General features: G+C 67.7%; 24 protein-coding genes. 8 read left to right on the forward strand and 16 right to left on the reverse strand.

Features of this window, described 5'->3' with window-relative positions; translation table 11 throughout:
* Positions 1 to 14: 14 nt before the first annotated feature.
* The 8 genes from HAV22_RS02210 to HAV22_RS02245 form a co-directional block, all read right to left on the reverse strand.
* Positions 15 to 1,694, reverse strand: a complete 1,680-nt coding sequence (locus HAV22_RS02210; RefSeq protein WP_166856029.1) for a DUF1302 domain-containing protein — start codon at positions 1,692 to 1,694, stop codon at positions 15 to 17.
* Between the two features lie 209 nt (positions 1,695 to 1,903).
* Entirely contained in the window at positions 1,904 to 2,755 is an 852-nt protein-coding gene (locus HAV22_RS02215) for an SDR family oxidoreductase (RefSeq protein WP_166856031.1), read from the reverse strand.
* 20 nt (positions 2,756 to 2,775) lie between these two features.
* Positions 2,776 to 3,948 carry a thiolase family protein gene (locus HAV22_RS02220; protein ID WP_166856033.1) on the reverse strand — a complete coding sequence of 391 codons (1,173 nt, stop codon included), beginning with the start codon at positions 3,946 to 3,948 and terminating at the stop codon, positions 2,776 to 2,778.
* Positions 3,945 to 4,850: a 3-hydroxyacyl-CoA dehydrogenase gene (locus HAV22_RS02225; RefSeq protein WP_208296015.1), complete on the reverse strand. Its 906-nt coding sequence runs from the start codon at positions 4,848 to 4,850 to the stop codon at positions 3,945 to 3,947. Before HAV22_RS02225 ends, HAV22_RS02220 begins: the two co-directional genes overlap by 4 nt.
* Before the next feature lie 13 nt (positions 4,851 to 4,863).
* Positions 4,864 to 5,736, reverse strand: coding sequence for a fumarylacetoacetate hydrolase family protein (locus HAV22_RS02230; protein WP_166856035.1), 873 nt, complete (start codon positions 5,734 to 5,736; stop codon positions 4,864 to 4,866).
* Positions 5,733 to 6,827 (reverse strand): amidohydrolase family protein, encoded by a 1,095-nt coding sequence (locus HAV22_RS02235; protein ID WP_166856037.1) that lies wholly within the window; start codon positions 6,825 to 6,827, stop codon positions 5,733 to 5,735. The genes HAV22_RS02230 and HAV22_RS02235 overlap by 4 nt, the downstream gene beginning before the upstream one ends.
* Positions 6,828 to 7,018: 191 nt before the next feature.
* Positions 7,019 to 7,651, reverse strand: coding sequence for a TetR/AcrR family transcriptional regulator (locus HAV22_RS02240; RefSeq protein ID WP_229421013.1), 633 nt, complete (start codon positions 7,649 to 7,651; stop codon positions 7,019 to 7,021).
* Between the two features lie 30 nt (positions 7,652 to 7,681).
* Positions 7,682 to 8,482 (reverse strand): SDR family NAD(P)-dependent oxidoreductase, encoded by an 801-nt coding sequence (locus HAV22_RS02245; RefSeq protein ID WP_166856040.1) that lies wholly within the window; start codon positions 8,480 to 8,482, stop codon positions 7,682 to 7,684.
* A gap of 78 nt (positions 8,483 to 8,560) precedes the next feature.
* On the opposite strand from HAV22_RS02245, the gene HAV22_RS02250 reads away from it, so the two are divergent.
* The gene (locus HAV22_RS02250) at positions 8,561 to 9,322 is read left to right on the forward strand and encodes a DUF2889 domain-containing protein (protein WP_166856042.1); all 762 of its coding nucleotides are present in this window, start codon (positions 8,561 to 8,563) and stop codon (positions 9,320 to 9,322) included.
* Here the strand turns inward: HAV22_RS02250 and HAV22_RS02255 are convergent.
* The 4 genes from HAV22_RS02255 to HAV22_RS02270 form a co-directional block, all read right to left on the reverse strand.
* The gene (locus tag HAV22_RS02255) at positions 9,294 to 10,526 is read right to left on the reverse strand and encodes an NAD(P)/FAD-dependent oxidoreductase (protein WP_166856044.1); all 1,233 of its coding nucleotides are present in this window, start codon (positions 10,524 to 10,526) and stop codon (positions 9,294 to 9,296) included. The genes HAV22_RS02250 and HAV22_RS02255 overlap by 29 nt on opposite strands.
* A 27-nt stretch (positions 10,527 to 10,553) precedes the next feature.
* On the reverse strand, positions 10,554 to 11,813 hold the full coding sequence (locus HAV22_RS02260; protein WP_166856046.1) for an MFS transporter: 1,260 nt from the start codon (positions 11,811 to 11,813) through the stop codon (positions 10,554 to 10,556).
* 79 nt (positions 11,814 to 11,892) lie between these two features.
* Positions 11,893 to 12,879 (reverse strand): fumarylacetoacetate hydrolase family protein, encoded by a 987-nt coding sequence (locus tag HAV22_RS02265; protein WP_091662892.1) that lies wholly within the window; start codon positions 12,877 to 12,879, stop codon positions 11,893 to 11,895.
* 52 nt (positions 12,880 to 12,931) lie between these two features.
* Positions 12,932 to 13,627, reverse strand: coding sequence for an SDR family NAD(P)-dependent oxidoreductase (locus HAV22_RS02270; RefSeq protein WP_166856048.1), 696 nt, complete (start codon positions 13,625 to 13,627; stop codon positions 12,932 to 12,934).
* A gap of 134 nt (positions 13,628 to 13,761) precedes the next feature.
* Between HAV22_RS02270 and HAV22_RS02275 the strand changes: the two genes are divergently transcribed.
* The 6 genes from HAV22_RS02275 (at position 13,762) to HAV22_RS02300 (ending at position 18,287) form a co-directional block, all read left to right on the forward strand.
* The gene (locus HAV22_RS02275; protein WP_166856050.1) at positions 13,762 to 14,160 is read left to right on the forward strand and encodes a Zn-ribbon domain-containing OB-fold protein; all 399 of its coding nucleotides are present in this window, start codon (positions 13,762 to 13,764) and stop codon (positions 14,158 to 14,160) included.
* A 26-nt stretch (positions 14,161 to 14,186) separates the two neighbouring features.
* Entirely contained in the window at positions 14,187 to 15,350 is a 1,164-nt protein-coding gene (locus HAV22_RS02280; RefSeq protein ID WP_371869503.1) for a thiolase family protein, read from the forward strand.
* Between the two features lie 112 nt (positions 15,351 to 15,462).
* Positions 15,463 to 16,251: an IclR family transcriptional regulator gene (locus HAV22_RS02285; protein ID WP_166856052.1), complete on the forward strand. Its 789-nt coding sequence runs from the start codon at positions 15,463 to 15,465 to the stop codon at positions 16,249 to 16,251.
* A gap of 87 nt (positions 16,252 to 16,338) precedes the next feature.
* Positions 16,339 to 16,554, forward strand: coding sequence for a ferredoxin (locus HAV22_RS02290; RefSeq protein ID WP_166856054.1), 216 nt, complete (start codon positions 16,339 to 16,341; stop codon positions 16,552 to 16,554).
* Entirely contained in the window at positions 16,551 to 17,309 is a 759-nt protein-coding gene (locus HAV22_RS02295; RefSeq protein WP_166856056.1) for an SDR family NAD(P)-dependent oxidoreductase, read from the forward strand. Before HAV22_RS02290 ends, HAV22_RS02295 begins: the two co-directional genes overlap by 4 nt.
* Before the next feature lie 36 nt (positions 17,310 to 17,345).
* Complete coding sequence (locus HAV22_RS02300) at positions 17,346 to 18,287, forward strand: VOC family protein (RefSeq protein ID WP_166856058.1); 942 nt, start codon at positions 17,346 to 17,348, stop codon at positions 18,285 to 18,287.
* A gap of 57 nt (positions 18,288 to 18,344) precedes the next feature.
* Here the strand turns inward: HAV22_RS02300 and HAV22_RS02305 are convergent, their stop codons facing one another.
* Genes HAV22_RS02305 through HAV22_RS02315 form a run of 3 tightly spaced genes read right to left on the reverse strand, consistent with a single transcriptional unit; the run spans position 18,345 to position 23,616 of the window.
* On the reverse strand, positions 18,345 to 19,289 hold the full coding sequence (locus tag HAV22_RS02305; RefSeq protein ID WP_166856060.1) for an electron transfer flavoprotein subunit alpha/FixB family protein: 945 nt from the start codon (positions 19,287 to 19,289) through the stop codon (positions 18,345 to 18,347).
* A 21-nt stretch (positions 19,290 to 19,310) separates the two neighbouring features.
* Positions 19,311 to 20,060: an electron transfer flavoprotein subunit beta/FixA family protein gene (locus HAV22_RS02310; RefSeq protein WP_166856062.1), complete on the reverse strand. Its 750-nt coding sequence runs from the start codon at positions 20,058 to 20,060 to the stop codon at positions 19,311 to 19,313.
* 10 nt (positions 20,061 to 20,070) lie between these two features.
* Positions 20,071 to 23,616 carry an indolepyruvate ferredoxin oxidoreductase family protein gene (locus tag HAV22_RS02315; RefSeq protein WP_166856064.1) on the reverse strand — a complete coding sequence of 1,182 codons (3,546 nt, stop codon included), beginning with the start codon at positions 23,614 to 23,616 and terminating at the stop codon, positions 20,071 to 20,073.
* A gap of 97 nt (positions 23,617 to 23,713) precedes the next feature.
* Here HAV22_RS02315 and HAV22_RS02320 point away from each other — a divergent pair, with 97 nt between their 5' ends.
* Positions 23,714 to 24,625, forward strand: a complete 912-nt coding sequence (locus HAV22_RS02320) for a LysR family transcriptional regulator (protein ID WP_166856066.1) — start codon at positions 23,714 to 23,716, stop codon at positions 24,623 to 24,625.
* 4 nt (positions 24,626 to 24,629) lie between these two features.
* Here HAV22_RS02320 and HAV22_RS02325 read toward each other — a convergent pair whose 3' ends face one another.
* Positions 24,630 to 25,754, reverse strand: coding sequence for an acyl-CoA dehydrogenase family protein (locus HAV22_RS02325; protein WP_166856068.1), 1,125 nt, complete (start codon positions 25,752 to 25,754; stop codon positions 24,630 to 24,632).
* Positions 25,755 to 25,769: the final 15 nt, after the last annotated feature.

Genomic DNA, 25,769 nt, shown 5'->3' on the forward strand with positions numbered 1-25,769 from the left:
CTGTGTGCGGCGCTTTAGAATGCCGTCTTGAAGGTGAATGACAGCCAGCCGCGGTCGATGACCCCGACCGACGAATTGCTATGCGCCGCGCCGCCGGTGATTTTGCCGTTCAGTTCGCGTACCGGCAGGTTGCGGTCGGCGTAGCTGAGTGCGAATTCGTACTTGGAGGCATACGTCATGGTCGCGCCCACGGACCAGCGCACTTCGCCCTGCGTGCCACCGCCGGACGTCGGCGCGTTGCCCGACAAACCATAGGTGACGCTGACCGGGATCGACAGGTCCCAGGACGGCAGCACGTTCAGGTACTGGGGCGAGAATTTCAGCGCCATGATCCACGCATCGCGGGTGGAGCAGCCGTCGTCCCTGGTGCCCGAGCCGGCCTTGCCGGTGCGCGAGTCGACGCATGCCGCCGAACCGACCGAGCGGTACAGCGCCGGGTTGGTGGTGACCTTGTCCAGCCGGTTGTACGCCAGTTCGGCGACCAGGGTGCCGGTCTGCCAGACCGGCGTCGCCGGCAGCATGTAGATACCGTTCAGGACGGCGTGCCAGGTGTCGCCGCGCGCGCCGGTGTCGCTGACCACGGACGACGGCGTATTCAACGCGCCGTTCTTGCGGTACGACAGTTCGGCGCCGACGGCGACGCTATGGATCACCCGTCCGAAGCTCAGGCTGATCTGCTCGACGTCCTGCGGGTACAGGAACCGCGCGCGGGTCGGCAGCGGCCCCTTGAAATCGAGCAGCTGGACGCCGAGTTCCGGCGAATAGTCGTCGAAGCGGCGGTAGTAGGCGCCGAACGTCGATTCGATCGCCTCGACGTTCAGGCGCGCGCCGACGCCCCAGTTCCCATGCTGGCCCGGCTTGCGCGCCTCGATGATCTGGGCCGCGACACCAGGGATCGGGAACGCGAGGAAGTCCGACGACGGCGCCGTGTCCGCGCCCATCAGGTAGGTGCCGGCATGCGGGATGCGGGTCGGCTTCCATTCGTAGTAATACTGGCCGACCAGGGTCAGGTTGTCGGTGACCTGGGCGCTGGCATGGATCTGCCCGACCGGCAGGAACACTTCCTTGGTCTCGACGCCGGGATTGATCGCCGCCTTGACGCCATCGACGGGCGACTGGCCGTACGAGATCGCGTGGGCGCCGAGCAGCAGCCCCTCGCCCCAGACGTTGGTCTGGCGGCCCACCTTGACGTTGACCGGCACCTGGCCCAGGTCGACGTTGGCCCACACGAAGGCGTCGAGGATCTCGCCCGAGGGCCCGTTCACGTAGCGCGCCACTTCGTTGTTGTAGCGGTTGTTGCGGTAGGCGGTGACGAAACCCGCCGGCGACTTGACCGTGTGATCGTCGTAGGCCTGGTCGTACCAGGCCGCGCCCGAGACCCGCGCGCCAATCTTGTTCTTGTAGCTGACGTCGAATTCGGTCAGCAGGTCGACACGGTTGGTGACCATGTCGCCGCGGTCGAACTTCGAATCGCCCTCGTCGTAGATGTAGTTGTTCAGCAGCCGGGTGTCCGGCTTTTCGGTGCGCACGCCGCCGGTGTAGCGCACCGTCGCGTCGAGACGCATCTTGACGTCGGGATTGCTCACCTCGATTTCGCCGGCCAGCGCGTGGCTGGCGCAAACGAGGGCGGCTGCCACCGCGATGCCGCGCAGCGCGTGGCTGGCGAGAATGGAATTACCACTTGCCTGGTACATGGGCTTGTCTCCTGTCGTTATCGTTATGGCTGATTTTTAAAAAATCGCTCAGTACTGCTCAGTCCTTCCCATGAACCGTGCTGCTCGACTGTATTCGGCCCAACGGAAACGAGACTCTTGACGCATCCTGATTGTAGCAAGATTATTCGCGTTATTCTACTGTTCGATTCGTATTCTGTATTTAGAATAGCGAAGTCGATGCGGCAGCATCAGGCCGCACTGTCGCCAGCGTTGCGTTCGCGGACCATCTCGGTGAATTCGCGCTTCAACGTCGGGTAGTACGCGATCTGCCCCTGCAGCCCGCCCGCGATGTCGATCGAGGCCGCGCTGATGAAACCCGCGTAGTCGCTGGCCAGGAACAACGCCATGCCGGCCACGTCCTCGGGCTTGCCGAAGCGTCCCAGCGGCACGACTTTCAGCACCATCCGGTCGAACTCCTCGCGGCTGACGCCGGGCCCCACCTCGCGGTAGTGGCGGTCCCACTGGCCCGTATCGACCCACCCCATGTTGAGCGAATTGACGAGGATGTTGTCCCGGGCGAGCGACATGCCGAGCGACTTGGACAACGCCAGGCAGGCGGCGCGGTTGATTACCGACGGGATGCCGTCGGGCGTCGGAATGGCGCCGGCCAGCGCGTTGATCTCGACGATGCGTCCCCAGCGCTGGCGGCGCATGTGCGGCACCACCGCCTGCACGAAGCGGAAGTGCCCCATCTGCAGGATGTTGGCGTGTTCGAGGATCTGTTCGGGCGTGAGGGTGTCGAGGTTGCCGCCGCGGCCCTGGCCCGCATTGTTGACGAGGACGTCGACGCCGCCCCAGCTCGCGGCGACCTCCTCGACGAAGGCCTTGACGCCGGCGCTGTCGGTGACGTCCACGACGCGCGCGATCACCGCCTGCGCCTGGCCCGCCAGTTCGCGGCCCGTCGCCTCCACGTCCTCCGCCGTCCGGGCGCAGATGGCGACGCGGGCGCCCTCCGCTGCGAATGCCCGCGCGATGGCGAGGCCGATGCCGCGCGAGGCACCGGTCACGATGACGCGCTTGCCGCTCAAATCGATATGCATTGCCGTCTCCTGTTGTTGGTTCAGAGCCGCTCGATCAGGGTCGCGGTGCCCATGCCGCCGGCGCAGCAGATCGCCTGCAGGCCATAGCGCGCATCGCGCCGTTCCAGCTCGTGCAGCAGCGACGTCATGATCCGGGCGCCGCTGGCGCCGAGCGGGTGGCCCAGTGCGATCGCACCGCCGTTGACGTTCAGCCGCTCGAGCGGCACGTCGAGTTCGCGCGCCCACATCAGCGGCACCGGCGCGAACGCCTCGTTCACCTCGAACAGGTCGACGTCACCCGCCGCCAGCCCCGCCATCTCCAGCACCTTGCGCGTCGCCGCCACCGGGCCGGTCAGCATCAAGGTCGGGTCGGCGCCGACCGTGGTGAACGCGCGGATGCGGGCACGCGGCTTGAGTCCCAGGCGGTCCACCGCGTCGCCCGACATCAGGAGCAGCACCGCGGCGCCGTCCGAGATCTGCGAGGAGTTACCGGCACTGAGCTTGCCGTCGGGGCGGAAGCTCGACTTCAGCGTGGCCAGCTTGTCGGCGTTGGTGCCGGGACGGATGGTCTCGTCCGCGTCCAGGCTGTCCGGCGCGGGCTCGGCCCAGTCGCGCTCCTTGAGCGCCGCCACCGGCACCGCGGCGATCTCGCGTCCGAAATACCCGGCCTGCGCGGCGGCGGCGGCGCGCCGGTGGCTTTCGACGGCATAGGCGTCGAGTTCGGCGCGGCTCAGGTTCCACTTGTCGGCGATGCGTTCCGCGGCTTCGCCCTGGCTGGTCAGCTCGTAGCGGTCGGCCGCCATCCAGCCAAAGGCTTCGCCGTAGATCTCGCGGTTGCCGCCCATGCGCACGCGGCTCATGTTCTCCGCGCCGCCCGCCACGACCACCTGGGCGGAACCGGCGGCGATCAGGCCGGCCGCCAGGTGCACGGCGACCTCGCCGGAGCCGCACTTGCGGTCGATCGTGAGACCGGGAATGGCGTCCGGCCAGCCGGCGCCGAGCAGCGCCGTGCGCGCGATGTTGGCCGACTGTTCGCCAACCTGGGTCACGCAGCCGAAGATGACGTCGTCGACGGCACCGGCGTCGATCCCGGCGCGGTCCATCAGGACGTTCAGCAGGTGCGCCGCCAGGTGGTCGGCGCGCACGCCGGCCAGGCTGCCCTTGTACTTGCCGACCGGCGTGCGCACCGCCTCGACGATGTAGACGTCCTTCATAGCGCGCTCGCTTTCAGGCCCGAACCCGGCACGCGCTGCCCGGCCTCGTCGTAGCGGTACACGCCGTGGCCGGTCTTGCGCCCGTGGCGGCCGGCCGCGACCATCTTGATGATCAGCGGGCACGGACGGAACTTCTCGCCCAGCGTCGCATGCAGGTAGCGCAGCACCGACAGGCGCGTGTCCCAGCCCGTCAGGTCGCCCAGTTCCAGCGGTCCCATCGGGTGGTTGAAGCCCATGCGCAGCGCGGTGTCGATATCCTCGGCGCTGGCGGTGCCCTCCTGCAGCATCCACATCGCCTCGTTGCCGAGCATGGCCGACATGCGGCTGGTGGTCAGGCCCGGCGACTCGTTGACCAGGATCGACGTCTTGCCGATCGCGTCGCACCAGGCGCGGCTGCGCTCGACGGTGGCCGCGTCGGTGGCGATGCCGAGCACCAGCTCCACCAGCTTCATCTTGTGCACCGGGTTAAAGAAATGCATGCCGATCACGCGCTCGGGCTGCGGCACCGCGGTGGCGATCTCGGTCACCGACAGCGCCGACGTGTTGGTCGCGACGAGCGCCCCCTCGGCCAGCAGCGGCACGGCCTCGGCGAGGACGGCCTTCTTCACCGCCAGGTTCTCGGACACCGTCTCGACCAGCAGGCCGGCGCCGGCGGCGCCGGTGGCCAGGCCGGTGTGCACGCTCAGGCGTTCCTTGGCCGCGGCCGCCGCTTCCGGCGCCAGCTTGCCGAGCTTGACGCCGGCGTCGACGATGGCGTGGATGTTCTGCACCGCCTTGTCGAGGGCCTGGCCATTGCTGTCGACCAGCCGCGTGACGAAGCCGCTACTGGCGAATGCGTGCGCGATGCCGGTGCCCATCAATCCGGCGCCGACCACGACGACGATCTCGTTCTTGTCGATCATTATTCCTGTCTCCTCATGCGCCGGGCCGGGGCCCGACGATATTCCTGATGGCGCCGATACCTTCGACGCTCGCTTCGACCACATCCCCAGGCTGCAGGAACAGGCCCGTTCCCTGGCCGACGCCCGCGGGCGAGCCGGTGAACATGATGTCGCCCGGCGCAAAGCTGGAGCGCGCCTCGACGAAGTTCAGCAACTGCCCGACGTCCCACGTCATCTCGCCGGTATTGCTGTCCTGCCGTACCTGCCCGTTAACCTTCAATGTCAGGCCGAGGCGCGGGCTGCCGGCCGGGAACTCGTCGCGCGTCACGATCCAGGGGCCGACGCCGGTACTGCGGTCCTGGCTCTTGGCCGCGAACAGGTCCATGCCGATGCCGGCCGGGCCGCTGCGCTGCAGGTCGCGCGCCGACACGTCGTTGCCGACCGTGTAGCCGAGCACGCTGGCGAGCGGCTGCGCGGGATCGACGGGCGTGGCGCCGACCACCACCACCAGTTCGACCTCGTGGTCCAGCTCCCTGGTCAGCGGCGGGTAGCGGATCGGGTCGCTGGCCCCGATCAGCGCGCCGTACGCCTTCAGGAAGGCGATCGGCTGTTGCGGCGAGCTCAATCCGAAGTCGGCGGCGAGGTGCTTGGCATAGTTGGCGCCGGCCACGACCACGCGGTTGACCGGCTCGACCGGTGGCAGCAGGCGGACGTCTGCCAGCGCCAGGGCCGGTCCGAACACGGGCAAGGCTTCCCTGCCCTCGTCCGCGCGGCCGGCGGCGATCGCGCGGGTCAGTGCCGGCGCCCAGTCGGCGAACGCGCCGGCGATCGGGCGCAACGTCTGCTCGCCGGCGTCGACCAGCGCCCAGAAGGGAGCACCGCCATCGGTGCAGCGCGCGATCTTCATGCCGCGTGCGCCGCCGGCTTGGCCACCTCGACCAGCGTGGACGGATCGATGTGCAACAGGTCGCAGGCGTTCTTCCAGCGGATCTTCTGCAGGTCCTCGTCGGACAGGCGCAGGCCGTCGGTGAGGTCGTGGCGGACCGCGTCGCTGCCGCCGAAGTTCGAGCCGTACAGCACGCGGTCGGCGCCGATGACCTCGATCATCGCCTGGCGCATCGGCAGTTCGTGCAGCTCGACGTCGAAATAGAAGTTCTTCAGGTACTCGAGCACGGGCTTCTTGTTGTGCGCCACGTCGAGGTTCGGATTGGTCTGCGCCAGGCGGCCCAGCTGGTAGGGCACGAAGCCGCCGCCGTGGGTGATGTAGACCTTCAGGTTCGGGAAGCGGTCGAACACGCCGCCGTTGATCATGTTCCAGAAACACTTCGTCTCGTCGTAGTTCATGCCGACGATGGCCGTGGTCTCGTAGTTGTCGCTGTTGGCGTTCTCGCCCCACGTCACCGACTGGTTATAGCCGTGCACGAACATCGGCAGGTCGAGGTCGCACAGCGCTTCCCATACCGGGTCCAGCTCCGGCGAATCGAATTCGAGTCCGCCGAAGTTGGCGCCGCCCGCCACCAGTCCTTTGGCGCCCAGCGTGGTGCAGGCGCGGCGGATTTCCTTGGCCGCTTCGACCGGCACGTTCAGCGGCGCATGGGCCCATGCCATCAGGCGGTTCGGCGCGGCCGAGCAGTACTCGGCCAGCACGTCGTTGACCTTGCGGGCAAACGGCACGCCGAACTCCGGCTCGGCCCAGTACATGTAGCAGTGCGACGGCACCGACACCACCTGGGCGCTCTGCCCCGCCGCGTCCATGCCGGCCAGGCGCGTCTTCGGGTCGGCCCAGCGGTCCAGGTACTGGTTGATGTCGAGCGTCTTGCCTTCGGCCCGCGCCTTCTGCAGGGCCGCGCGGCGTTCCGGCGAACCGAGCGACAGGATCCAGTGGCCGACACGCAGCTTGATGTCGCCGTCCGGACGTTGTTCGAAGAAGGGGCCCCAGTGCGGGTGCTGGTTGTAGTAACCCGGATGCGGGGCGTGGGCGTGAAGGTCGATGAGCATGTGGTGTCTCCCTGTGGCGATTGATTTTCCGACTACTCGGCGCAATCGTCCGGACACAGCGGGCCGCAACAGGGCCGTAACAGGGCCTGCCCGCAAGCGCTACGTTGTCTCCATCAGGCTGCACTCGGTCGGTGCTTTGCATCAGGACCCATCATGCCAAAAATAGACAGAAATGGCAAATGTGTTTAGTTTTATTTTTCCGGCGTTGCGCGCGCCTCGCATTCGACGAGCGAATACAGGAACGCAACGATGCGGCGGATGCCGTCTTCCGGCTGCTTGTTCGGCACCACGAGTTCGCTCAGCACGCAGCGGATCAGGAGTTCGCAGATCAGTTCGCGGTCGGTCCGGATGCCCAGGCGCCGGTCCCAGGAATCGAACACGGCGCGCATCAGTTCCTCGATGCGCACCAGCGATTCGTGGAACAGGCGCCCGAACAGGCGCAGCGTGTATTCCGGCGCGGCGCGCAGCAGCAGGCGGGCCTGGCCGTGCGCCGCGTAGTTGTCCAGGTAGCGCACCAGCGCGTGAAAGCGCGCGTCGGGATCCACGTGCGGCCCCACCGCGTCCGCCATGGCCTTCTGGAACGACGACCGCTTATGGCGCGCGAACGCGTCCAGCAGCTCGTCCTGCGACGAGAAATAACGGTAGAACGTGCCGCGCGACACCTGCGCGAGCGCGCACACGTCGAGGACGGAAATGCGGTCCGACCCTTCGCGCAGGACGATCGCCTCGGTTGCCGCGAGGATGGCCTCGATGGTCGCCTCGGCGCGCCGGTTGCGCTTGTCGGTCGCGGGCTGGCCGGCCCTTGCGGCGGGTGGGGTGTACATCGTTACAGGCATCCAATCAAAAAAGATGAATCAGTATTCCCTGACCGGCACATGGGCCGGCCGCGAGTTGTATCCGGGCAGGTGCAGCCCGCCGTCCACGTGGAAGGATTCGCCGGTGACGTAGCGCGACATGTCGCTGGCCAGGAACACGGCCACCGGGCCGATGTCGTCCTCCGGGTCGCCGCAGCGCCCCAGCGGGCGCATGGCCGCCGAACGCTCCGCGAATCCCGGATTCTCGGCGGCCAGCTTGTGGAACGTGGCGCCCATCGCCGTCGGCGCGATCGCGTTCACTGTGATGTTGAAGCGGCCCCACTCGGCCGCCGCGCTGCGCGTCAGGCCGACGATGCCCGCCTTGGCGGTGTTGTAGTCGGCATGCAGCCAGGCGCCGATGTCCACGTCGATCGAATAGAAGTTCACGACCTTGCCGCCGCCCCGGGCGCGCATGTGCGGCAGCGCCGCGCGCATCGCCCACCAGCAGGCCTTCACGGTCGACGTCAGCGTCTGTTCCAGCATCTCGTCGGTCTTGTCTTCAAGCAAGACGTTCGGCGTCGGCACGAACGCGTTGTTCACGAGGATGTCGAGCCCGCCGAACCGCTCGGCCGCCGCCGCCACCGCGGCCTCCACCGACGCCTTCTGCAGGACATCGGTATGCACGAACAGCGCCCTGCCGCCGAGTTCCTCGACCTCGCGCGCCACCTGGGCGCCGCTCGCGCGGTCGATCTCCGCAATCACCACCGCCGCGCCCTCGCGCGCGAAACGGCGCGCCACGCCACGGCCGATGCCGCCGCCGGCGCCCGTCACCAGCGCCACCTTGTCCTTCAGAAGATCCATGTCACCCCTCCTCACTTTTAAACAGATTTTCTGTTATTGTACACATTCACTCCATCAACTCATACCAGGAAATACTCCATGCAACGCTTTCGCAGACGCATCGAGCTGGCCGGCCAACAGGACGACCAGGGTGGACAGGTGCGCGCCGTGCTCGAGGACGACTTTCATCATTTCCGTGTCGCGCTCGAGCATCGCGGCGGCGTCGTGACCGCGGTGCGCGGGGAAACGCCGCGCCATCCGTTCAGCGCCTGCCCGGGCGCGGCGCCCGAGCTGAACCGCCTGGCCGGGATGCGCCTGGATGGTGTTGCCAATTCGGTCACGCTGTACACCGACGCGACCCAGCAGTGCACCCATATGTTCGACCTTGCCGGACTGGCGATCGCCCTCGCCGCGCGCGGCGATCCCTATCGGCGCTACGACATCGAGGTGCCGCGCCACGTCGAGGGACGCTCACATGCGCGCCTGTGGCGCGACGGCGCGCCGCTCCTCGACTGGGAGGTCGACGGCAGCACGATTCTGGGGCCGGCGCCGTATGCCGGCGTCGACATGCGCAAGGGGATGGCGCGCTGGGCGCTGGGCACCTTGCCGACCGGGGAGGCGGAAGCGGCCCTCGTGCTGCGCCGCTGCGCCCTGATCTCGCTAGGCCGCCTGAAGGACATCGACCAGGAGCCGCACGCCCACCTCACCGGCCGCTGCTACGCCCAGCAGCCCGCGCGCGCGCCGCAGGCGATCCGGATCGTCGGCTCGACCTGGGACTTCAGCGCGCGTCCCGAGGCACTGTGCTTGGACGACCAGGCCTGGCTGCGCGACTTCAGCGATTCGCCGCTTCCCACGCCTTGAGGTCGAAGCCGGGCGCCGCCGCCACCGCCGGTGTCAGCGCCGGCGGACGGGCGAGGATCTTGCGTGCCGCCATGTGGTCGCCGATCCGCCCGCACGACTCCACCGCCAGCAGCTGTTCGCCGCGGAAGCACAGCACCGACACCTGCTGCGTCGCCGGGTTGCCCAGCACGACGTGGTTGTCGGCGCCCGTGGACAGTCCCGCGATCTGCAGCTTGAGATTGCCCTGGTCGGTCCAGAACCAGGGTAGGGCCGTGTACGGCGCCGGCTTGCCGGTCAGGCGCGCGGCGATCAGCCGGCCCTGGTCGACGGCGTTCTGCACCGATTCCAGGCGCGTCAGCCGTTCGCCGTTCTGCAGGCAGGGGAACGAGGCGACATCGCCCAACGCGGAAATGTGCGGGTCGGACGTCAGCAGGTTGGCGTCCACGCGGATGCCGTTGTCGATCGACAGGCCCGCCTCGAGCGCGAGTGCGACGTTGGGGATGACGCCGATCCCGTACACGACCAGGTCGGCCGGGAGCCTCTCGCCGTCCGCCGCCCGCACCGCCACGGCCTTGCCGTTGTCGCCTTCGATTTCCGACACCGCGGTGCGGAAGCGGAAATTCACGCCCCAGGACGCGTGCGCCGCGCGGAACAGCTCGGACATCTGCGGCGACACCGCGCGCGCCATCGGACGCTCGCCCAGCTCCAGCACCTCGACCGCGGCACCGGCCGCCGCCGCGACCGCCGCGAATTCCAGGCCGATGAAACCGGCACCGATGACGACCACGCGCCGGGCCGTGGCGAGCAGCGGCGCCAGCGCCTCGGCATCGGCACGGGTCTTGACGCCGTACACGCCCGCCAGCGCGGCGCCCGGCACGTTCAGGGGCCGGTTATGGGCGCCGGTGGCCAGCACCAGGTGGTCGTAGTCGAGCGCCGCGCCGGAGGCCAGCAGCAGCCTTCGATTCTGGCGGTCGATGGCGGCGCCGCGGTCCGCCACGAGATCGATGCGCTGCTCGGCATAGAACGCCGCCGGGCGGAACTGCATCGCCGTGGCGTCGATCTTCCCCAGCAGATAGGCTTTCGACAACGGCGGGCGCTGGTACGGCAGCCACGGTTCGTCGTTGACCAGGGCAATGCGGCCGGCAAAGCCTTCCTGGCGCAGGGACAAGGCCACCTGCACGCCGGCGTGCCCGGCGCCGGCGATCACTACGGAATTGAGCGACATGTTTCGGTTCCTCGGTAAATAAAAATCTCAGGCCGCGGCGCGGGCCTGCATGGCCGCCTGGGGAACGCGCCCCAGCGTCAGCAGCAGCAGCGAACCCGCCAGCGTGCTGGCCGCGCAATACACCAGCATCGTCGTGTAGCTTCCGGTCGCGCTGAACATGGCCGCGAACATCAGAGGTGCGCCCGCCGAGGCCACCGTGATCAGGCCCTGGTGCAGCCCGAAGATGCGGCCGTAGTCCTTCAGGCCGAAATAGCGTGCCATCAGGAAGGCGGCGATGTCGAACTCGGCACCGGCGCCCAGGCCCGCCAGCGCGGCCGCGAGGCTGAGCAGGGCCAGGTCGGCGCTGCCCGACAGGAAGATCGCGGCGCCAGCGGCCGGCAACGCCAGGCTGACGGCGGCGACGGCGGGCGGCCACAGCCTGTCGAGCAGGTAGCCGACCACGAGGCGCCCACCGATCAGCGCGATGCCGAACCAGGCGAACACCTGGGTGGCGCTGGCCAGCGCCAGGCCGCGGTCGCGCAGCATCGGCACGGTACTCGTGACCATGCCCATGACCGCCGACACCACCAGGCACAACGCGACGTTGCAGATCCAGTACTTGGGCGACGCCACGCTGGCGCGGAAGCTCATGCCGGACAGCGCGGGCGCCGGCTGGGCGGCCTCCCCTGCCGCGCGCACTTGCGGCAGGCGGAACCAGGCCAGCGTCAGCGGCATCCCGATGAGCACGTTGCCCAGCGCCAGGATCACGAACGGCGCCTGCCAGCCCCAGTGGGCCACGCCCCAGGCGAACAATGGCGGCGTGACCGCGGCCGTGATCCCGGTGCCCGACAGGCCCAGCGCCAACGCCAGGCCGCGGTTGCGCACGTACCACAGGTTCAGCAACTGGGTCCAGGTGACGGCCAGCGCGCCCATCCCGACGATGGGCAGGAGGAAGAAGGCGGCGTACAACGACCACACCGAACCCCGGATCTGCGTGGTGGCCAGGTAGCCCAGCGCCATCGTGAACAGCGACACCAGGGTGACGCGCTTGATGCCGAAGCGCAGGTTGAGCCAGCCGACCAGCTGCAACCCGATCACGGCGCCGCCGAACAGGAAGCTGATCGCGGCCTGCAGCGCCGGGCGCGGCCAGCCGAACTGCTGCTGCAGGGGAATCACCAGCACCCCGAAGCCGTACAGCAGGGTGGCGTTAATGCTGATCATGACGCCGGCGATCGCCAGCAACAGGACGCGCCAGCCCTGCCTGAATTCGGCGAAGTCGATCGCCGCGCCGTTCTTGGTTCCGACCATGGTTGTCTCCTGTAAGGTCGTGGAAGCGGCGTCCCGGACTCTGCGGCCGGTGGCGCCGGAAAGCGTTGCGGAGCGCGGCTCAGGGCCGCACGATGCGGCTGCGCAGGATGCCGATGCCCTCGACCTCGAGCTCGATCACGTCGCCCGGCTTCAGGTAGCGCAGCTGCTCGAGTCCGCAGCCGTTGCCGACCGTGCCCGAGCCCAGCACCTCGCCCGGGTACAAGGTCTCGGAGCGCGAGATGTGCTCGATCACGTCCTCGAAGCGCCAGCGCATGTCGCGCGTGCTGCCCCTGCCCCACTCCTCGCCGTTGACCCGCGCGACCATCGTGAGGTCGTAGGGGTCGGGAAGTTCGTCGGCGGTGACCAGGCACGGACCCATCACGTTGCCGGTGTCGAAGTCCTTGCTCTTGGCGGGGCCCAGCATGCCGCCCATCTCCACCGCCTGCATGTCGCGCGCGCTCATGTCGTTGAAGATCGTGTAGCCGACGATGTGCCCGCGCGCCTTCTCGCGCGGGATGTCCTTGCCCTTGCGCCCGATGTAGCAGGCGAATTCGAGTTCGAAGTCCATCGCCTTGCTGTACGCGGGCCAGATCACGTCGTCGTCCGGCCCGACCACGGCGAAGCGGTTGCACTTGTAGTAGATCGGCTGGCGGTTGAACGTGGCGATGACCCGCTCGTCGGCACGCGTGTTCATCTGCGCCAGCGCTTCCTCCGGATTCGGCAGGTGGGCCACGCGCGCGCGCCGCGCCGCCGCGAAACTTTGTTTCAGGTGCAGTTCGAAGCAGGAACAGTCGCGCATCTGCGGCGGCGGCTGGATCGGCGCACACAGTTTCACCGCGGCGCGCTCGACGACCGCGTCCGCCGGAGCGCGGGCGACGAGGCGGCGTGCCTCGGCCATGGCCTCGTCGCCCGCCTCGACCAGCGCCAGGATGCTGCCGAACGCGGGCCAGCCGCCCAGGCCGGTCGCACTGGCGGCCCGGCTCAGGTCGACGATCGCGGTGTCGGATTCGATTAATGCCCCCGGACGCATGGCGCCGGACGCATCGCGGTAAGTAACCAGTCTCATGTTGTGTCTCCCGTTCTTGTTATGGTTGCCCGCGCGCCGGTGGCGCGGGATGCTAGACGCGGCCGTTGACCGGGATGCACGCGCCGGTCAGCGCCGACGCCTCGTCCGAGAGCAGGAAGGCGATGACCGCCGCCAGCTTGTCGGGCGCGACCCAGCGGGTGAAGTCGGAACCCGGCATGTCGGCGCGGTTAGCCGGCGTGTCGATGATGCTCGGCAGGACCGCGTTGACCGTGACGCCGCGGTCCTTCAGTTCTTCCGCCAGCGCTTCGGTCAGACGCGCCACGCCGGCCTTGGACGCGGCATAGGCGCCCATGCCCGTGCCGGCCTTCTGCGCCGCGGCGGCGCCGACGTTGACGATGCTCCCGCCGTTCGCGAGCAGGTAGGGCAATGCGGCGCGGCAGCTGACGACCGCGGTGCGCACATTGGTCTCGTACATCCGGTCCCACGAGGCCAGCGTGCCGCCCTCGACCGTCTCCCAGGTGAACCCGCCGGCCACGTTGACGACGCCGTGCACCGCGCCGAGGGCGCCGACGACCTGGGCGTACGCCGCCTGGCAACCGGCTTCCTCGCCCAGCTCGACGCCGCCGAGCGCCAGCGCGACATCCGGCAAACCGGCCTGCGCCACCGGCGCGCGGTCGAGCAGCGCGACGCGCGCCCCTGCGGCGACGAGCCGTGCGGCGACGGCGCGGCCCAGCGCGCCGAAGCCGCCGGTGATGACGATGACGCGGGAATCGAGTCGAGGGGACATCGTGTGACCTTTCTTTGTGTTCCTGGTTAAAAGTAGCGCTTTCGCGAAAACTTTAAACATATTTTCAATTTATGTCTACAAAGTTGTAGAATCTTCCCGAGAATAGTCCGCAATCGCTAGCCAAAGGCCAAGTCATGACAAGAAAACTTCCGGCACTCACCGCCGACAACCGGGCGTTCTGGCAGGGCGGCGCCACCGGCCAGTTGCAGATGCACCACTGCGCCGCATGCGCACGCTTTTTCCAGCCGCCGGCGCCGATCTGCCCACGCTGCCTCAGCCAGGACGTCGCGCCTCAGCCAGTCTCCGGGCGCGGAAAAGTCGTCACCTATACGGTCAATCACCAACCCTGGCGCCCCGACCTCAAGGAACCCTTTGTCATCGCCATCGTCGAGCTGGCCGAGCAGAAGGGATTGCAGTTCGTGACCAATATCGTCGGGATCGATCCGGACCAGGTGGCCATCGACATGCCGGTGCGCGTCCGCTTCGAGCAGGTCGAGGACGTCTGGATTCCCCTGTTCGAAAGGGCGGCATGATGAGCGACCGGATTCATGAGAAAAACGTGGCGATCACCGGCATCGGCCAGTCGGAAGTGCGGCGACCGTCGGACAAGTCGGCGATGCGGCTCACGCTCGATGCCTGCCTGGAAGCGATCGCCGACGCCGGCCTGACCCGCGACGACATCGACGGCGTTTCCTGCTGGCCGGGGGACAACAACAATGGCGACGCGTTTTCCCCGGTCGGGCCGAACGCGCTGATCGGCACACTCGGGCTGAAGGTCAACTGGTACGGCGGCGGCTACGAAGGACCGGGGCCTCTGGCCGGCGTCATCAACGGCGCGATGGCGATCGCGGCCGGGTTGTGCCGCCACGTGCTGGTCTTCCGCACCATTACCGAAGCGACCCGGCGCCAGACGGACAAGGGCGCCAGCGCGCTGACCAACAAGACGGTGGGACGCGACAGCAGCGCTTCCTGGCAATGGTATACGCCCTTCAACGTGCTATCCGGGGTCAACCTGATGGCGATGTACGCGCAGCGCCATTTCCACGACTACGGCACCACGCCCGAGCAGCTGGCGCAGATCGCCCTGACCTGCCGCGCCAACGCGGCGCTCAATCCCAAGGCGATCTACCGCACGCCGCTGACCATGGACGACTACATGGCCTCGCGCATGATCTCGACGCCGCTGCGCATGCTCGACTGCGACGTCCACTGCGACGCCTCGACCGCGATCGTCCTGTCGCGGGCCGACGCCGCCCGCGACCTGTCCAACCCGCCGGTGCGGATCGAGGCGATCGGCGCGGCCCTGCACCAGCCCTGGTCCTGGGACCAGATCGACCTCACGGCGATGGCCACGCGCGATGCCGCGGACATGATGTGGTCGCGCACCGACGTCAAACCGTCCGAGGTCGGGACCGCCCAGCTGTACGACGGCTTCTCGATCCTGACGATGATGTGGATGGAGTCGCTGCGCCTGTGTCCGCGCGGCGAGAGCGGCCGCTTCGTCGAAGGGGGACAGCGCATCGCCCTCGACGGCACCGTACCCGTGAACACGAACGGCGGCCAGTTGTCGGGCGGCCGTACCCATGGCCTCGGGTACGTGCACGAAGCGTGCACCCAGCTCTGGGGGCGCGGCGGCGCGCGCCAGGCGGCGCCGCACCAGGTCTCGGTGGTAGCCTCCGGCGGTGGTCCGCTGGCCGGCAGCCTGCTGCTGGTACGCGACTAGGGACCGGGCGTTCCGCGCCCTGGCCTTGCTCCGTAACGATTCTAACCTTAGAATTGGATTTTAGACATGGATTTGCCCGCGGAGCCCCGCGGCATCCTGTCCGGAGCACACCATGGCAGGCAACACCCCCAGCGACGACCAGTCCGATTCCTCGACCGGCGTCACCGTCAAGCCCGTCGTCAACGCGATCCGCATCCTGCGCTTCCTGACAGCATCCGGTTCGCCCGAGCGGGCGGCCGATATCGCACGCGAGCTGGCGATCAATCCGAGCACCTGCTTCAACACGCTGCGCACCCTGGTGGCCGAGGAAATGCTCGACTTCGACCCGCTGTCGAAAACCTATACGACCGGACTGGGGCTGGCGAAGCTCGTCGAGCACCTGGTCACGCAGGGCCAGCGGCTCGACGTCGTGCGCCCGCTGATGCAGGAATTCGCGGCGGCGCACCACGTCACCGTCACCTTGTGGCGCCGCATGGGCAACGACCGCATCGTGCTGGTCAGTTCGGAAACGAGCCCCGGCGACCTGCGCATCGACATGGCGATCGGCCAGCGCCTGCCGGTGCTGATGGGCGCCAGCGGGCGCCTGTTCGCAGGCAAGCTCGGCCTGGACGACGAGCGCCTGCGCGCCGCGTTCGACAAGGTGCGCTGGGCGCGTCCGCTCGGCTTCGACGATTACCGCCGCCAGGTCGCGGACGCAAGCGGCAAGGGCTGGGCGGTCGACGACGGCTATTTCTCCGCCGGCATCCTCGCGATCGCGGCGCCCGTCAACGACCGTGCCGGCACCATGGCGTACGCGATGTCCGCGGTGACCTTCCGCGGCCAGCATGCGGAAGCCGAGATCGAGAAACTCGGCCAGGCGTTGCGCAAGGCGGCAACGAAGGTGGGCAACATCCTGTTCTAGTCTCGCGCAAAACGTGACAGTTTTTCGATTTGTGTGCATAATCGTCTCACGGCCGCCGCGGCCGGATAATTACCAAAGAGACGAATCATGAGCGATCAACTGCTTCACCGCGTAGTCATCGAACGCAGCCGCTGCTGCGGTTACGGCCTGTGCGCCGCCATCTGCCCGGAAATCTACAAGCTCGATGCCGGCGGCATCGTCTACGTCGACAGCGACGTCGTCCCCGACGAGCTGCTGGAGAGCGCGCGCGAAGGCGCCGCCGCCTGCCCGGCCGAGGCCATCGCCGTCGAGGCCCCCGCATGAACCGATTAGCTGGAAAGGTCGCGCTGATCACGGGCACCGGCGGCGGCCAGGGCCGCGTCGCGGCCCTGTATTTCGCGCGCGAAGGCGCCACCGTGGTCGGCTGCGACGTCGACCGCGCCGGACACGAGGAAACGGCGCGCCTGATGGCGGCCGAAGGCTTTACCTTGCACGGAAGCGCGCCGGTCGACCTCGGCGACCCCGAACAGGCGCAGCGCTGGGTCGAGGCCGCCGCCGAGGAATGCGGCCGTATCGACATCCTGTACAACAATGCGTCGGCGGCGAAATTCGCGCCGGTCGGCGAGATGTCGGTCGAAGACTGGCACTACACCATCCGCAACGAACTCGACCTCATTTTCTTCACGACCCGCGTGGCGTGGAAGCACCTGGCGGCGCAAGGCGGCGTAGTGATCAATATCGCCTCGACCGCGGCCTGGGGCGGTTCCCGCGCGGCCGGGCTCAGCGCGCACAGCGCGGCCAAGGGCGCGGTCGTGTCCTTCACGCGCCAGCTGGCGGTGGAAGGCGCGCCGCTGGGCATCCGCGCGGTCAGCATCAGCCCGGGCTTCGTGCGCACGCCCGGCACCGCCGCCTTCGTGGATAATCCGGCGATGCGCCGCGTCATCCTCGACGGCGTGCTGCAGGACCGGCCCGGCGAGCCCGAGGAAGTCGTCTCGCTCGCGCTTTACGTCGCGTCCGACGAGGCGCGCTTCATGACCGGCTCGGACCTCGTGGTCGACGGCGGCCTGCTGGCCGTCTAGCGGCGCGTACCAATCATAAAACGAAAGGAGGAGACAATGGACATCATCGGCATCGGCTATCTCGGCTTCGAGACCGCCAACCTGGACGCCTGGCGCGAATACGGCCCGCAGGTCATGGGCTTCCAGACCGGCAACGCGCCGGAGGACGACCAGGAATCGCTGTACTTCAGGATGGACGACCGGCGCCACCGGATCGCCTTCCACCCCGGGAAGATCGACCGACTGGCCTACATCGGCTGGGAAGCAAAAGGAAAGCTCGAGTTCCATGCCGCAGTGGAGCGCTTCCGCGAGCACGGCGTCGAAGTCACCTTTGCCGACGACGCCTTGCGCGAGCGCCGCGGCGTCAAGGAACTGATCCGCTTCCGCGATCCGGTCGGCTACCAGCACGAGCTGTTCTACGCGCAGAAATGGATGCCCCGTTCGTTCCAGCCGGGTCGCCCGCACGGCGGCTTCACTTGCGGCGAACGTGGTGTCGGCCACGTGGTGGTCATCACGCCGGAATTCGGACCAGAGCTGGAACACTTCCTGACCGTCGTCATGGGCATGCGCTACTACGGCGCCGGCGCGGGCAAGGGCAAGACGGGCTTCTTCGGCGCCAAGCTCAATACCCATACCAGCCACGACATCGCCTACGGCTTCGGTCCCGGCAAGGCCGGTGTGCAGCACGTGGGCATCACCGTCAATTCGGTGCGCGACGTCGGCGAGACCTATGACCTGGTACGCAAGAAGGGCTTGCAGATGATGATGACCCTCGGCCAGCATACCCAGGATCCGCACATGTCCTTCTATCACTTCACGCCGTCGGGCTTCGCCATCGAATGCATCGCCGAGCTCGAACCTTGGCATGACGACGGTTTCGAGCTCAACCCGGAGAAGCTGTCGACCTGGGGCCACGAGGTCGTGGGTCCGATCCTCGGACCGAGCGTGCGAACGCCGCAGGAGGTGTTCGATCCGGAAGTGGTGGCGGCCCGCTACTGACACCGACAGGGGCGCCAGCCCCTGTTTTTCATTCCAGCGCGCGGGAACGCGCGCCGTTCAGCCCAGTGCCTCGACCAGTTGCGGCACCACCTCGAACAAATCCCCCACCAGTGCGTAGTCGGCCACCGAGAAGATCGGCGCTTCCGGATCCTTGTTGATGGCGACGATGGTCTTCGAATCCTTCATGCCGGCCAGGTGCTGGATCGCGCCCGAGATACCGACGGCGATGTACAGTTGCGGCGCGACGATCTTGCCGGTCTGGCCCACCTGCCAGTCGTTCGGCACGTAGCCCGCGTCGACGGCCGCGCGCGATGCGCCCATCGCGGCGCCCAGCTTGTCGGCCAGTGGTTCCAGGATCTTGAAGTTGTCGCCCGAGCCCATGCCCCGGCCGCCAGAAACAACAACCTTGGCGCCGGTCAGTTCCGGACGGTCCGACTTGGCCAGTTCGCGGCCCACGAAGCTCGACTTGCCCGAATCCGCGACGGCGGCGACGGTTTCGACGGCGGCCGAACCGCCTTCGGCTGCGGCGGCGTCGAAGCCGGTGCCGCGCACGGTGATGACTTTCACGTTGTCCGTCGACTGGACGGTGGCGATGGCGTTACCGGCGTAGATCGGACGCTCGAACGTGTCGGGCGAATCGACCTTGGTGATTTCCGAGATCTGGGCGACGTCCAGCTTGGCGGCGACGCGCGGCAGCACGTTCTTGCCGTAGGCGCTGGCCGGGGCCAGGATGTGCGAGTAGTTACCGGCGACGGCCAGGATCTGCTCGGCGACGTTCTCGGCGAGGCCGTCGGCAAATTGCGGCGCGTCGGCGACCAGCACTTTAGCCACGCCCGCGACCTTGGCCGCTTGTTCCGCGACGGCGCCGCAACCGCTGCCGGCGACGAGGATGTGGACGTTGCTACCGGATACCGCGCCGCATTGCGCGGCTGCGGTAACGGTGTTCAGGGTGACGGCCTTCAGCGAGGCGTTGTCGTGTTCAGCAATGACGAGTACGACCATGGATGTATTCCTTAACCTTGATTAGATGACTTTGGCTTCGGTGCGCAGCTTCGCCACCAGGGTCGCCACGTCGGGCACCTTGACGCCGGCCGAACGCTTGGCCGGCTCGGCGACCTTGACGGTTTTCAGGCGCGGCGTGACGTCGACACCCAGGTCTTCCGGCTTGACGGTCGTCAGCGGCTTTTTCTTGGCCTTCATGATGTTCGGCAGCGTAACGTAGCGCGGCTCGTTCAGGCGCAGGTCGGTGGTGACGATGGCCGGCAGGGTCAACTGCACGGTTTCCAGGCCGCCGTCCACTTCGCGGGTCACGGTGACCTTGCCGTCTTCCAGCACGACTTTCGATGCGAACGTCGCCTGCGGCCAGCCCAGCAGCGCAGCCAGCATCTGGCCGGTCTGGTTCGAATCGTCGTCGATCGCCTGCTTGCCCAGGATGATCAGTTGCGGCTGCTCTTCGACGGCAAGTGCCTTCAGCACCTTGGCGACGCCCAGCGGCTCGATCTCGGCACCGGTCTCGACCAGCACGCCGCGGTCGGCGCCGATCGCCATCGCGGTACGCAGGGTTTCCCGGGCCTGGGCGACGCCGCAGGTCACGGCCACGATCTCGGTGACCTTGCCGGCTTCCTTCAGGCGCGTGGCTTCTTCCACCGCGATCTCGTCGAACGGGTTCATCGACATTTTGACGTTGGCGATATCGACGCCGCTGCCGTCGGACTTGACGCGAACCTTGACGTTGTAGTCGACCACGCGTTTGACGGGTACCAGTATTTTCATGCTATCTCCTTCAGGTCTTGTTATGTTGAGCCAGGGCGCGGTAGAGCGCCATCAGCTGGACGCGCCGTTCGGAGGCCGCGTCCATGTTCTTTTCCTTCACGTGGCCATAGCCGCGTATCGTTTCGGGCACGCGCGCCAGCTCCATGGCGGCGTCGAGGCGTTCCGGGGTCAGGGTTTCGCAGAACAGCTGCACGAGGTTAAAGTAATTCTCGACCAACCGGCGTTCGCGGCGCCGTTCGGCGGTCTTGCCGAAGGGGTCGAGCGGCGTGCCGCGCAATCCCTTGAACCGGGCCAGCACGGAAAATGCCCGCATCATCCATGGACCGAAGCGTCGCTTGACCAGCCGGCCGGCGGCGTCGCGCGCGGCGGTCAGCGGCGGCGCCAGGTGGAAATACACCTGGTAATCCTTGCCGGGCTCGCCCTCGAACTGGTTGCGCAACTCGGCCAGGAACTCGGGGGCGCTGTGCAGGCGCGCGACTTCGTATTCGTCCTTGTACGCCATCAGCTTGGCCAGGTTGCGCGCCACCACCGCCGTCAGCGCCAGCCTGCCGCCGGGATCGACTTTCGACTCCACTTTGCGCAGCCGCTCCACCGCCGACCGGTAGCGCTCCGCGTACGCTGGATTCTGGTAAGCCGTCAGCAGGGCCACACGCTGGTCGATCAGGCGGTCGAGCGTGACAGGCATCTGTAGCGGCCTGGCTTGCGTTGCAGCGGCGGACGACGGCAACGCGGCCGGGTCGTGTGCCGCGCGCCGGCCGGCCTCGAAGGCCTGCTGGTTCTTCTCGACCGACACGCCGTTCAACTCGATCGCGCGCAGCAGCGCCGCGCGTCCCAGCGGCACCCAGCCCTTCTGCCATGCATAGCCGAGCAGCAGCGGGTTGGCGTAGATCGTGTCGCCGAACAGGCGTAGCGCCAGCGCGTTCGCATCGACGAACTCGCAGGCGTCGCCGATGCTGGTGCGCAGGTCGGCTTCCGTGTCGGCGCCGGGGAACTTCCAGTCCGGATTCGACAGGAAGGCGGCGGCCGGCACCGAGGCGCTGTTGACGACGGCGCGGGTGCGTCCGCGCCGCACGCGCGACAGCGCGTCGCCCGACGCGGCCACCATGGCATCGCAGCCGATCAGCACATCCGCCTCGCCCGTCGGCACACGCGTCGCGTAAATGCTGTCCGGATGGGCCGCGATCTGCACGTGGCTGAGCACGGCCCCGCCCTTTTGCGCGAGGCCGGTGATGTCGAGCACCTTGACACCCTTGTTTTCCAGGTGTGCCGCCATCCCGAGCAGCGCACCGATCGTCACGACGCCCGTCCCGCCCACGCCGGGCACGACGATGCCGCAGACGCCGTCGAGTGCCGCCTGCACCGGCTCCGGAACCGGCGGCGCCTGCACGGCGGCCGGCGCGGCGGTCCCGGGACGGCGCAGTTGCGCCCCCTCGGCGGTGACGAAGCTCGGACAGAATCCGTTCACGCACGAGAAATCCTTGTTGCAGGAACTCTGGTTGATCTTGCGCTTGGTGCCGAGCGGGGTCTCGAGCGGCTCGACCGACAGGCAGTTCGACGCCACCGAGCAATCGCCGCAGCCCTCGCAGACCGCCGGATTGATGAAGGCGCGCCGTGCCGGGTCGGGAAGCTCGCCGCGCTTGCGCCGGCGCCGCTTCTCGGTGGCGCAGGTCTGGTCGTAGATGATGACCGACACGCCGGCCAGCTCCCTCAGTTCGAGCTGGAGGGCATCGAACTGGTCGCGGTGGTGCACGGTGACGGCGTCCGGCAGGCCGGCGCGTTGCGCATATTTTTCCGGTTCGTCGCTCACCACGACGACCCGCACCGCGCCTTCGCTGACCACCTGCTGGGCGATCTGCGGCACGGTCAGCGTGCCGTCCACCGGCTGGCCACCGGTCATCGCGACAGCATCGTTGTAGAGGATCTTGTAGGTCAGCGTGGCCTTGGCCGCGATCGCCGCGCGGATCGCCAGCAGGCCGGAATGGAAATAGGTGCCGTCGCCGAGGTTCACGAACACGTGCTTGTCGCGCGTGAAGTGCATCTGGCCGAGCCAGCTCACGCCCTCGCCGCCCATCTGGGCCACCGTCTCGGTGTTACGGTCCATCCACAACGCCATGTAGTGGCAGCCGATGCCGGCCAGCGCGCGCGAACCCGCCGGGACCCTGGTCGACGTATTGTGCGGACAACCCGAGCAGAACCAGGGCTTGCGCTCCGCGGTGACGCGCGGCCGGGCGGCCTCGCGCTCCTTGGCCGCGATCACGGCGAGGCGCTCGTCGATCGCGACACGCAACTCTGGCGGCAGGCCGGCCTGGCCGAGACGGCGCGCGACCGCCTTGGCGATCAGCGCGGGCGAAAGTTCATAACGCGCGGGCAGCAGCCATTCTCCGCGCGGCGTGGCCCACTCCCCGCCTTCCATGCCGCGCTCGTCGAACTTGCCGTACACGCGGGGACGCCGGTCGCTGGGCCAGTTGTACAGCTGCTCCTTGATCGCATACTCGAGCACCTGGCGCTTTTCCTCGACGACCAGGATCTCGTCCAGCCCGGCAGCGAATTCGCGCACGTCGTCCGCGTGCAGCGGCCACACGCAGCCGACCTTCAGGATGCGGATGCCGATGGCGCGGCAGGCCGCCTCGTCCAGGCCCAGGTCGACGAGCGCCTGGCGCAGGTCGAGATACGCCTTGCCGGCCGCGACGATGCCGAAGCGCGCTTGCGGCGCATCGAGCACCACCTGGTTCAGCTTGTTGGCGCGGACATAGTCGAGAGCGGCATACCATTTGTGCTCGACCAGGCGGGCTTCCTGCTCCAGCGGGCCGTCGGGCCAACGGATGCTCAGGCCGCCCGCCGGCATCGGCGTGTCCGGCACCACGATGCGCAGGCGCTCCGGGTCCATCTCCACCGATGCCGACGACTCCACCACGTCGGTCACGCACTTCATCGCCACCCACAGCCCGGCATGGCGGCTCATCGCCCAGCCGTGCAGGCCGTAATCGTGGAATTCCTGCACGGTGGACGGATACAGGACGGGAATGCCGCATGCGACCAGCAGGTGCTCCGACTGGTGCGCCACCGTGGACGACTTGGCCGCATGGTCGTCGCCCACCAGCATCAGTACGCCGCCCTTGGCCGACGTCCCGGCAGCGTTCGCGTGCTTGAGCACGTCGGCCGAGCGGTCCACGCCGGGCCCCTTGCCGTACCACATGCCGAAGACACCGTCGCGGGTGGCGCTGTCGTACAGGTTGACCTGCTGCGTGCCCCACACCGCGGTGGCGGCCAGGTCCTCGTTCAGGCCGGGCTGGAACACGACGTCGTGGCTGTCGAGGTGTTTTTTCGCTTTCCACAGCGCGAGGTCCAGTCCGCCCAGCGGCGAGCCGCGGTAGCCGGACACGTAGCCGCCGGTGTTCAGGCCCGCATCGCGGTCGCGTTCCTTCTGCAGCATCGGCAGGCGCGCCAGCATCTGTACGCCGCTGAGATAGATGCGTCCCGTATCGACCGTGTATTTGTCGTCGAGCGCGACGGCGCGCAGCGCTGCCCCGGCGGCAGGCGTTAGCGGCGAATTCATCGATAGGTCTCCGTCAAAAGTTTTTATGAACAGAGTCTACAAAAATGTTCAACTATCGTAAAATCAAGAATCATGAGCCCAGGTATCAGAAAAACGCATGTCCAGCACCGATAACGTCACCTTGCGCCAGCTGCGCTACTTCGTCGCCGCGGCCGAGACCGGCCGCTTCTCGATGGCCGCCACGCGCGCCCACGTGTCGCAGTCGGCGATCACCAACGCGGTGCTGATGCTGGAGCAGGAGCTGGGCGTGCGCCTGTTCGAGCGCAGGCCGCACGGGGTCGCCCTCACGGCCGACGGCCAGCGCTTCTACCACCGCACGCGCGGCATCCTCGACTCGCTGGCCGACTGCCTGCGCGAGCAGCACCTGCCGGCGCTGCAATTGGCCGGCACGCTGCGGGTCGGGGCCTCGTACACGCTCCTCGGCTATTTCCTGCCGCCGCTGCTGGCGCGTTTCCGCGCCCAGTACCCCGATGTCGAGATCGACCTGGCGGACATGCACCGCGAGGCCATCGAGGAACAGGTCGCGGCGGGACGGCTGGATGTCGGCGTGGTGATCCTGTCGAATATGCCGGAACGGGAGCGGTTCGGCCATCACGTGCTGGTGCGTTCGCGGCGCCAGCTGTGGATGGCGGCCGACCATCCGCTGCTCGGCAGGGACAATGCCGCGCTGTCCGATATCGCGGCGTATCCGTACATCCAGGTGACGGTGGACGAGAGCGAGGCGTCGACGCGGCGCTACTGGGCCGCGCGTGGCGTGCAGCCGCACATCGCCTTCCGCACCAGTTCGATGGAAGCGCTGCGCGGCCTGATCGCCCATGGCTTCGGCGTGAGCATCCTGTCGGACATGGTGTACCGCCACTGGTCGCTCGAGGGCAAGAAGATCGAGACGCGGCCGATCCTGGACGTCGTGCCGGACATGGAGGTGGGGCTGATCTGGCACCGCGACCGGCCGCTGGAGCAGCCGGGCGAGGCGTTCCGCCAGTTCCTGATACGGACCAGCGGAGGCTGAGGGATTACAGCGAGCGGGCGATGATTTCCTTCATGATCTCCGACGTGCCGCCGTAGATGCGCGCGACGCGGGCGTCGACCCAGGCGCGGCTGATCTTGTACTCGCTCATGAACCCGTAGCCGCCGTGCAGCTGCAGCAGCTCGTCGAGCACCCTGCCCTGCATTTCCGATCCCATCAGCTTGCACATCGCGCCGACCTCGGCCGACAGCTCGCCGCGCATCGCCTTGCCCAGGCAGTCGTCAACGAACACGCGCAACATCGTGGCCTGGGCCTTGCACTCGGCCAGCTTGAACTTGGTGTTCTGGAAGTCGAACACCGACTTGCCGAACACCTTGCGCTCGCGGACGTATTCCAGCGTATCCTCGAGCAGCGCTTCGATGCTCGCGGCGGCGCGCAAACCGATGATCGTGCGCTCCCACGCCAGCTGGTGCGTCAGGTACGAAAAACCCTTGTTTTCCTCGCCCAGGCGGTTCGCTACCGGTACCCGCACGTCGTCGAAGAACAGCTCGGACGTATCCTGCCCCTTCAGGCCGATCTTTTCCAGCAGTTTGCCCTTCGAGAAGCCGGGCCGGTCGGCCTCGACGCAGACCAGGGTCAGCTCCTTGGCACCGGGATCCAGCTTGGTCGCGGTGACCATCAGGTCGGCGTTGCCGCCGTTCGTGATGAAGGTCTTCTGGCCGTTCACCACGTAATCGTCGCCGTCGCGCCGCGCGCTGGTACGCATCGAGCGCAGGTCGGAACCGATGCCCGGCTCGCTCATCGCGATCACGCCGATCATCTCGCCGCTGACCATCCGGGGCAGCCAGCGCCGCTTCTGTTCCTCGCTGCCGTACGCGACGATATAGGGCGCCACGATCTCGGAATGGGTCGTGAAGCCGATCGCGGTGGCGTTGACGCGCGCCAGTTCTTCGATCATCACGGCCGAGTGGCCGAAGTCCCCGCCGGCGCCGCCATACTCCTCGGGCACGGTGGAGCACAGCAGGCCGACCTCGCCGGCCTTGCGCCACACCGACTTCGGGACGATCCCCGCGTGCTCCCACTCCGGCAAGTGGGGCACGATCTCGTTCTCGATGAACCGCCGGGCCATTTCGCGGAACATCTCGTGGTCTTCACGGAACACACTGCGCATGCTGCTTCTCCTGAT

This window comes from Telluria antibiotica, from assembly GCF_011682055.1.
Lineage (GTDB): Bacteria > Pseudomonadota > Gammaproteobacteria > Burkholderiales > Burkholderiaceae_D > Telluria > Telluria antibiotica.